An 8,333-nucleotide genomic window follows, 5' to 3' on the forward strand; every position below is an offset into this window, starting at 1 on the left:
AAGGCTCCCTTGTCTAGCCGGTTGAAAATGATGGTCCGAGCCGACGTGCGCCTTCATTCGTCGGCGGTCCGATACTTCGGATGGGTGAAGCAACGCAGGCGTTGCTCGCGTAGTCGTAAAGACCGGCGCGGATCGATCTCGTCGCGGATCGCGATGTCTTCAAGGGTTGCGAGATGGCGGCGAGCGACCATCGAATCGCCGTCGGTCAAGGCGACCTGCGCGCAGAAGCGCGAACTTGTCTGCGTGGGACATGGGCTCACGCATTGGCGGTCACGTCTTCATAGACGGTCAGGGGCAACTCGACGCGAGGCGGATATTGAACGCGGCCGTCGAGCGCGCGCTGCCGGAAGGCCCGCTGTTCGAGGATGGCACTATCGAGCGCCGCCCGCATTCCGTTCGACCACCCCCTGTGTAGAAGGTCGAGTAGTGCGCGACTGCACGCCAAGCGAGGCCGAGCGCGATCCCCATGGCGCGTTCGTCCAGCTTCGTGTCGTCGAGAACCTGAGTGAGAAGAAGGTGCGAAGCCTGCGCGCTCTCGCCGTCCAGGGCGCGATCCTTCAGGCATCGCCGCGCGTAGGCGACATTGTCGTCCACCGCCCCAGCGTAGGCCGACTCCAAAACGACCAGTTTGATGCTTTGCATGGTCCGTTGCCTCTCCCGAGCAGCAACGGACCATAAGTAGCCTCATCCGTTACGCCAACGGATGTCGACGGACCGCGACGGATAAAAAGATCAGACTAATTCACAGGAAGCAATGATCCGTTCCAGCGCCTTCACCTCGGAACGGGGGATGTCCATGTCGCCCTTCCCGTTAAGCAACCTTACCGTGATCTTGTCAGTCCAGATCGTGACGATCTGACGAATCGCAACGCGGTCATCCGTCTGTCGCACCAAAGCAAAGCCTCCATGCATAACGGGCCTGGTTGGGCTAACGACAACCACCTCACCCATTCGATAGCGCGGAGCCATGCAGTCGTCGGGAACCGTGATCGCATAGGCGTCTCGCTCCGAAGCCAACGGCGACGCCCAAGTGGATCGGCGGTCCGCGCTCAGTGCAAAGAAGCCGTCAGCATCGGGCAAGCCGATTTGGAATAATGGAATCGTCGAGCGAGCAGCGGTTGCCTCAACCGCAGGGGCAGCGCTGATTAGTGCAGCCAACTTAGAATGCGGGGTGTTTCGTGGAGTGTCTTGAGTGCCGAAGAAATAGTCGGCATCCGTGTCGAGAACCGTTCCAAGTTTAGCCAAAGTCTCGCGTGTTGGATTTAGAGAACGTCCTGAGAGAATGTCGTTCGCGTAAGTGAGACCGAGCTTCGCGCGAACCGAAGCCTCTCTTCCCGATAGTCCCGCCGCCACTAGACGCTCCGCGATTCGCGCCTTGATGGTTTCGAGTGCGGGATGCGCTTTGGTGCGCTTCTCTTCTGCTCTCGACTTCATGGTCTTCAACCCCCTGCGCACTCTGCTGATCACCATTTCGAATAACCCCTTTGTAAAACGTCTCTTTTGGGATCGCTACTCGAACACTCATTACCGTGTTGTCATGTCCGGCGACGGATCGATCGATGATTCTTGTTATTCATCCGTCGCCATCTGTTGACGTCACTGCCTTCGTCCGTTACAGAAAGTTCAGCGGCTTCACGGAAAAATTGCCGATTGATCGGCATAAAACCGGATAGACGACGGATGTCAAGCGATAATCGACGGATGGAATTGGTTGAGGAAACGAAAGAGGCACTGGTCGCGCGCGTTAGAGCACTCGAACAGAAGTTTGCCGCCCTGCGCAACTCTATGCGCGCATCCGGCGCGCTGCCCACCAACTGGCGGTTGACCCCCAAGGAACGTGATCTGTTCCTGGTCCTGCTCGCGAACGACAGCGTCACCAAAGAGATGGCGATGCTCGTTCTTTACGGGACGGAAGACCGTCCTGATCATGGCGTCGCGATGTTCATGTCGCGCATCCGGTCGAAGACCGAAGGCCACTCCGTCGTCATCGAGACCATCAACCGCACCGGCTACCGGCTCGTGGACCAGCTGGCTTGGACGAAGACTTTGAAGCTCGACGCCGTCGAGCACTAACCGGGGAGCCACATGGCAATCTCACTGAAGGGCAGCGTCAAGAAGAAGTCCGCTGCCGAAGACCAACCGATCATCACCATCTATGGCGTGCCGAAGATTGGCAAGTCGTCGCTGGCGTCGGAGTTTCCGCGCCCGGTGTTCATCCAGACGGCGGCTGGCGAAAGCGTCCCGGCTGGCATCGTTGCGGACACTATCGAGGTTCGCAATTACAACGACCTGTGCGAGGCCATCGGCGCGCTCGTCAACGAAGAGCACAACTACGCCACGGCGATCTTCGACTCGACGACGGGTCTCGAAAACATCATCCGCGCGGAAGCCTGCGCCCGCAACGGATGGAAGACCATCGAAGAGCCCGGCTACGGTAAGGGTTACAAGATCGCGGCGACGATCTTCCTCGAATACATCGACGGCGTCATGACGCTGCGCTCGCTCCGTCAGATGGCCGTGGTGCAACTCGGTCACTGCGATATCAACCGCTTCGAATCCACGACAATCCCAACGCCAAGATGGCGTTCAAGTGCCGGACGATGTGCAACCATCTGGCAAACTGCCATGAGCACTCGTTCGCGCGCATCTCTTGCCGGACCTGCATCCACGCCACGCCGAGATGTTCGGCGATGCCGCGTGGTCCTGCGCTCGCTGGAACAAGCCGCTCTCTATCGCCGAGCAGAAGCAAGCCTGTCCCGCGCATCTCTTCCTCTCGTCGCTTGTCTCAACCCATGCTGGTCAACATCAACTCCGCGAAACGCAGGCCGATCGATGGACACCTCGCTGCTCTTGTTGGCGAGCGGGTGTTCTGTAGCGAGTTCAAGTATCGTAGAGGCTCCGAGATTTTCGGCGAGGGCGAGGAGGCGGAATACGATTACCAAATTAACTCTGGATCGGTGCGCACTTACAAGCTCCTCTCAGATGGTCGTCGCCAGATCAACTCGTTTCACTTGCCGGGCGACATGTTCAGGGAGACGTTCAAGACTGAGCTGGTCCCGGTTGTCTAAACAGAATCTCCGCGTCGATAAGTGGAGCGTCTGCCGGGGTTAGGCCGCTATGCGGATTGGCGGCTGGTTGAAGTAGGCTTGATCCGGTGTGCTGCCGTCAAGGCTCGAGTGTGGACGTCGGCCATTGTAAAAGTCGAGGTATCGGCCGATCGAGGTGCGGGCGTCGGACAGTGTCGTAAGGCGCGCAGATAGTGGCTTGTCGTTTGTCGCGCCTGCGACACACGACTATTCGACCAACGGGCTGCCGCGCTCGCAGTTAACTTGTCGAATGGAATGTAGGACTGCTGTTCGGCGTCTCTTCGCCCGCAGTTGGCACGACTCTTGATCGTCTCTCGTTGTCCGGCGGCTGGAGCTACAGACCGGCATCACTGTTTGATCCTCTCATTGAGAAGGAAAGCAACAATGAAGACCGATATGTCAGCTTACGGTGCGACCGAATTAACTTCTGAAGAAGCATCTGCACATAGGAGCAGTCGGTGGAATTCTCGGGTGGTTATATCTGCTTGCTTGTGTCGTTCGGCGAACGACGGCGTTCAGGCATTCACCGGGTTGGCAATCAGCAGGTTAGGCCATGAATTGTCTGGACTTTCTTCGGACAAGCATATCGAAAAAGGAGCTGCCAACCTACGTATATGGTTATCCTTCCAAGCGAGCGTATCGGGCCTTTCCGCAGCCACTCCGCATAACTGATGTCGTTGAGCAGGCTAGCCGTTTTAAGCAAATCAACATCTATATCCATATCCCGTTCTGCCGCTACCGGTGCACCTACTGCACCCTCTTCCTTACAACGCACCAAAACCCAGCAACGGGGGACTCGTATGTTGCTCAACTAGCGGAGCACATCGTGCGATATGGAGAATACTTCGGAGATCGAGAGGTTGTAAGTATCTATTTCGGCGGCGGCACGCCAACTCTGCTGACTCAGCATCAATTCAGCAAACTCTTCGCCGCCCTCGACGCTGCATTTCCAAAACGAAGCCGGAAATGTGAGATTACGGTCGAAAGCGCGCCAGACACTTTTGAAAACAACCTTCTGGATTGCTTGAAGACCTTTGGCGTCACCCGAATGAGCATGGGCATCCAAAGCATGGTACCCGGCGAACTTGCGCACTCTGGTAGACCATATTCGGTCGAGACTGCAGAGGCGGGACTCAAAGCGCTGACGGAACGTTTTTCCCACGTGAATCTTGATCTGATCTATGGCCTGCGTGGTCAAACTCGTGACTCCTGGATCTTTTCGCTTGGCCGCGTGCTCGACTACGAGCCGCGGACACTCTCTCTTTACCCCGTTGTTGTTCGTCCCATGACAAACATCATGACCTCGAAGGCGCACAACCCCGAATTATTCTTCTCTGAAGTGGAAAAGTATGAGGTCTACGACCAGAACGTTGCTCTGGTGGCGTCCAAAGGCTACCGCCAGGAATCCTTCACGCGTTTCACCAAAATCGCTGTTGACCGCGCCTACCGGCAGGAGGCCTCGGATTTCGAGGGAACGCCGCTGCTAGGATTGGGAGCTGGGGCCAGAAGCTATTTCGGACCATATCACTATGGCACGGACTATGCCGTCAACTCACGTGCCGCTTCGTCAATCATCGACACGTTCTCGGCTCGCTCCTTTGATCCTAACGCGATAGCATCGCACGGAATTAAACTGATGCCGGAAGATCTCGCGCGTCGCTACGTCCTGCTTGGCCTCACGTTGTCCGCACTGAGCAGAAAGAGCTACGCTTCAGTATTCGGACGCGAACTGGCGGTCGATTTCAGCGAAGAGCTCAAGGCGCTCGAACGTCTGCAACTCGTCGACTTAGTAGATGGCGATACTTATCAACTGACTCACGCGGGATTCAGATATTCGAGTATTGTAGCGCGAATGTTTTACTCGGGGTGGGTGGTGGCCCTTGAAGAGCAATATCAGGCAGCGTGAGGTGCAGTATGCAAGAGGCAGCGAAGCATTCACCCTTATGGTGGGATTCGGGCTACGCCGATCCCAACTTATCCTGTATGGGTGGCCCTAGCCCCGAAATCTTCGAGATAGCACCAGCTCTCCGCGCTAAGAGCGTGGTTGTCGAACTGGGTTGCGGCGAGGGGCGCAATGCCCTCTATTTGGCCCATTTTGATCATCAGGTGATCGCGACTGACATCTCCGAAGCCGCCATCTCCAAGCTGAACCGGCTGGCGGGCGACCTTGGCGTCAACATAACGAGCGGTGTGGCTCGTGTTGAAGACTTCCAGCCGCCTACTTACCTCGACGTCTTTATAGCGCATTCCGTATTGCATTTCACGGAACGGACCACCTGGAAACCGCTCGTCGCCACCTTACTCGATCGGACGCGGCCTGGGGGATTTCACTGCTTTACCAACACGCTCGATCGACCAGACCATCCTATTCCTAAGGAGGCGTTGGCAGCTGGTCACAAGAAATCGTTCTCGCGCGGAGAGCTAGAGGCCATCTATACAGAAGCCGGCTGGGAAATCTTGCGCTCCGATCATTACATCAAATGGGACTCGCACCCTGGCATTCCAATCCATTCACACTGCATCGAGAAAGTTGTGGTTCGTAAGCCAACTGGGTCTGAAGATCTCCCGGTAATGGAAGCTGAGCTCATCAAGGGCGCCGCGGTGATTCCTGTCAAACAGTTTGACACCCTAAAATTGGGCACACCACGCTATGCCGTAGTTGAGATGCTCGGCTCACCACCAGCCAGCCATGTGGTGAAGACTGTCCGGAAGACAGTTGGGGGCAACAATCACGTGGCCATAGCGGACGGCTACGCACGTGAGGATATAATCTATGGCGATCACGGCCTACAGTTCGTTAATGGAACGCTTACCGGCAAATATCAATACTTCACGCCTCCAAAACGCTTGCTCATGCGCAACAAGTGATGCTCGAACGGTGCCGGGCAAAAATGACCGCTTAGATTATAACAAAGCGGCCAACGACTTGAAGCAGCAGCGGAAATGTCCCGATCGCTGTTGACCTGTGCCCTGATCCGGCGATGCAGGTCTCGTTTTCCTCGAAGGCAAAGACTTGCTGTTCGTCATCGACGCTCACAGAGCCGAGCTTTTCCGATCGTCGGCCGAACCGGGCGCGGTGAAGGCCTTCAGGATATGCGGCACTTCAATCGATTAGCCTGACCTCGACGGCTCTGTACTTTGAGCGCCATTTGTTGAAGCGACGATCGAAAGACACGCGCGTCCCCGGCACCAGATCAGCTGACCTTGCCCCCTCGACTTAATCCAGATTGAAGTTCGCTCTGGCCCATATGAGGACCAGAGCATGAAGCGCAGCCGATTTACGGAAGAGATGGGGTATTCGGTCCCGATCGCCTGACCGATTTGCCGCGCGGCACGTTTTGGCTGACGATCATGGACCAACTCCATCCGGAAGGAGAAAAGCCATGATCTACGTCGGCCTCGATGTTTCGCTGAATTCCGTTGCCGTATGTGCGGTGGACGAGACCGGAAAGCTTATCCGGGAGGGAACCACGTTGGCGGACGCGCCATCGATTGTGCAGTACCTCGAACCATGGGCTGGTCAAGTTGAACGGGTGGGCCTTGAGGCCGGACCGATGTCAGAATGGCTGACCGCAAATCTAATCGAACTGGGGCTGCCGGCCGTCAGTTTGGAAGCCCGCCAGGTTAAGGCGGCACTTTCGGCCATGCCGGTGAAGACCGATCGGAATGACGCCCGTGGGATCGCGCAGGTGGTGAGAACGGGATGGTTCAAGCCTGTTCACGTCAAGAGCATCGGCAGCCAAAGGGCGCGGACGCTGGCCGCGGCTCGCAAGCATATCATCCGCTCCATCGCTGCCACAGAGCAAGTCATCCGCGGACTGCGTCCGCTCGGTCTCAAAGTCGGAATCGTCTCGCGGACTCTGTTCGCGACGCGAGTTCGTGAGTTGGTCAGCGATGACGCCTTACTGGAGGCGATCATGAATCCGCTGCTTGCCGGACGCGAAGCGCTGATGCGGGAGTACGCCCGACTGCATCGTCTGGTTCTAAAGGCCGTGCGCAGTGACCCGGCTTGTCGGCTCTTGATGACGATGCCGGGGATCGGCCCGGTCTCTGCGTTGACCTTCGGCTCCACTGTGGACGATCCCAGGCGATTCCTGCATTCCCAATCCGTCGGCGCCTATCTCGGGTTAACGCCTCGGCGATACCAATCTGGCGAGGTTGACCGGGTGGGACGGATCACAAAAGTCGGAGATGGAGAGACGCGCACAGCCCTGTTCGAAGCTGCCAACGTCGTTCTCAGGCCATCAACCCGATGGTCTCCGATGAAGGCCTGGGCGGTGCGTGTTGCCCACCGGCAAGGAATCAAGCGAGCGAAGGTCGCGCTGGCCAGAAAAATGGCTGTCGTTCTTCACCGAATGTGGGTTGATGGAACCGAATTCCGATGGACGGCGGTGGCGTAAGGACGTCATCGCCATCCCAAGAGACGCCCGTCGCGGGGCGTGGGATGGTCGAGTTCGTATGATCTGTCGTGGCGTCCGCCCTCCAGGTCGGATGACTACGCCGAAGAGCTTGAACCGACCATTCAACCGAATCCCATAGTGTGGCGGTTTTGCCGACCACGAACAGAAGCAAGGTACCCGCTGCACGCGCTCTTAAGGGATTGACAAAAACAGACCGAATACAGAAGCAGATCATCGGGATTTTGAAGGAGCATGAGGCCGGCGTGTCGGTCGCCGATCTTTGCCGCAAGCATGGCGTCAGCGACGCCAGCATCTACAAATGGAAGGCCAAGTTCGGTGGGCTGGAGGTGTCGGAGGCCAAGCGGCTGAAGGCGCTGGAAGACGAGAACACTCGGCTGAAACGCGGCTGCTGGCCGACTCCATGCTGGACAATGCGGCGTTGAAGGACCTCCTGGGAAAGAATGTATGGTCCGCCCCGTCCGTGCAAGTTCGTAACAGCAAAAATGACGCTTCCAGTTGCATAAATGTATCCGGCCTCTCGCGAGTGGACTGCGGTTGCAGCCAGGCCATGATGAGATCCGCGCACGCCGTTCCCAATAAATGGTTCGGGCACGAAGCCCGCTTTTTTGCACAGGGCTTACGGCATGTTGATCCACTGTTTCGTCATCACTGTTCCCGAGCCTTGCAATCGAAGCCAGAAGCGTCAGGTGAAAGCAGGATCTCTGCGTTCGTAGAGAGCTCCAGGCTTGTTCAAGACCACCCAGACAATGCGGGCCATCTTGGCCGCTAAGGCGACAACGGCCTTGTTCGGATGCATCCGAGCCTGGAGCCCGTCGAGCCAATGTCC

General features: G+C 57.2%; 7 protein-coding genes and 5 pseudogenes. 7 read left to right on the forward strand and 5 right to left on the reverse strand.

The annotated features are described in order from the left end of the window. Positions 1-53: 53 nt before the first annotated feature. The 3 genes from GGD61_RS08255 to GGD61_RS08265 form a co-directional block, all read right to left on the reverse strand. A complete protein-coding gene (locus tag GGD61_RS08255; protein ID WP_183230503.1) occupies positions 54-209 on the reverse strand; it encodes a hypothetical protein in 156 nt (51 codons plus the stop codon). Positions 210-288: 79 nt separating this feature from the next. Further along, entirely contained in the window at positions 289-642 is a 354-nt protein-coding gene (locus GGD61_RS08260) for a hypothetical protein (protein WP_210310987.1), read from the reverse strand. 90 nt (positions 643-732) lie between these two features. Further along, a complete protein-coding gene (locus GGD61_RS08265; RefSeq protein ID WP_246785889.1) occupies positions 733-1,434 on the reverse strand; it encodes a LexA family transcriptional regulator in 702 nt (233 codons plus the stop codon). 267 nt (positions 1,435-1,701) lie between these two features. On the opposite strand from GGD61_RS08265, the gene GGD61_RS08270 reads away from it, so the two are divergent. From GGD61_RS08270 to GGD61_RS08280, 3 genes and pseudogenes are all read left to right on the forward strand, one after another. Then, positions 1,702-2,073, forward strand: coding sequence for a helix-turn-helix domain-containing protein (locus tag GGD61_RS08270; protein WP_246785890.1), 372 nt, complete (start codon positions 1,702-1,704; stop codon positions 2,071-2,073). A gap of 12 nt (positions 2,074-2,085) precedes the next feature. Next, positions 2,086-2,502 (forward strand): annotated as a pseudogene (locus GGD61_RS08275) (AAA family ATPase); the annotation flags it as partial. A gap of 290 nt (positions 2,503-2,792) precedes the next feature. Further along, positions 2,793-3,029: pseudogene (locus tag GGD61_RS08280) on the forward strand (cyclic nucleotide-binding domain-containing protein); the annotation flags it as partial. Between the two features lie 78 nt (positions 3,030-3,107). Here GGD61_RS08280 and GGD61_RS08285 read toward each other — a convergent pair. Then, positions 3,108-3,257: pseudogene (locus GGD61_RS08285) on the reverse strand (integrase core domain-containing protein); the annotation flags it as partial. 382 nt (positions 3,258-3,639) lie between these two features. Between GGD61_RS08285 and GGD61_RS08290 the strand changes: the two are divergent. The 4 genes and pseudogenes from GGD61_RS08290 to GGD61_RS08305 form a co-directional block, all read left to right on the forward strand. After that, on the forward strand, positions 3,640-4,992 hold the full coding sequence (locus GGD61_RS08290; RefSeq protein WP_183230505.1) for a radical SAM protein: 1,353 nt from the start codon (positions 3,640-3,642) through the stop codon (positions 4,990-4,992). 8 nt (positions 4,993-5,000) lie between these two features. Further along, the gene (locus GGD61_RS08295) at positions 5,001-5,954 is read left to right on the forward strand and encodes a class I SAM-dependent methyltransferase (RefSeq protein ID WP_183230506.1); all 954 of its coding nucleotides are present in this window, start codon (positions 5,001-5,003) and stop codon (positions 5,952-5,954) included. A 515-nt stretch (positions 5,955-6,469) separates the two neighbouring features. Continuing rightward, complete coding sequence (locus GGD61_RS08300; RefSeq protein ID WP_183230507.1) at positions 6,470-7,486, forward strand: IS110 family transposase; 1,017 nt, start codon at positions 6,470-6,472, stop codon at positions 7,484-7,486. Positions 7,487-7,686: 200 nt separating this feature from the next. After that, positions 7,687-7,952, forward strand: a pseudogene (locus tag GGD61_RS08305) (transposase); the annotation flags it as partial. A gap of 237 nt (positions 7,953-8,189) precedes the next feature. Here GGD61_RS08305 and GGD61_RS40400 read toward each other — a convergent pair. Continuing rightward, positions 8,190-8,333: pseudogene (locus tag GGD61_RS40400) on the reverse strand (IS110 family transposase); the annotation flags it as partial.

The organism is Bradyrhizobium sp. SBR1B (assembly GCF_014198205.1).
Taxonomy (GTDB): domain Bacteria; phylum Pseudomonadota; class Alphaproteobacteria; order Rhizobiales; family Xanthobacteraceae; genus Bradyrhizobium.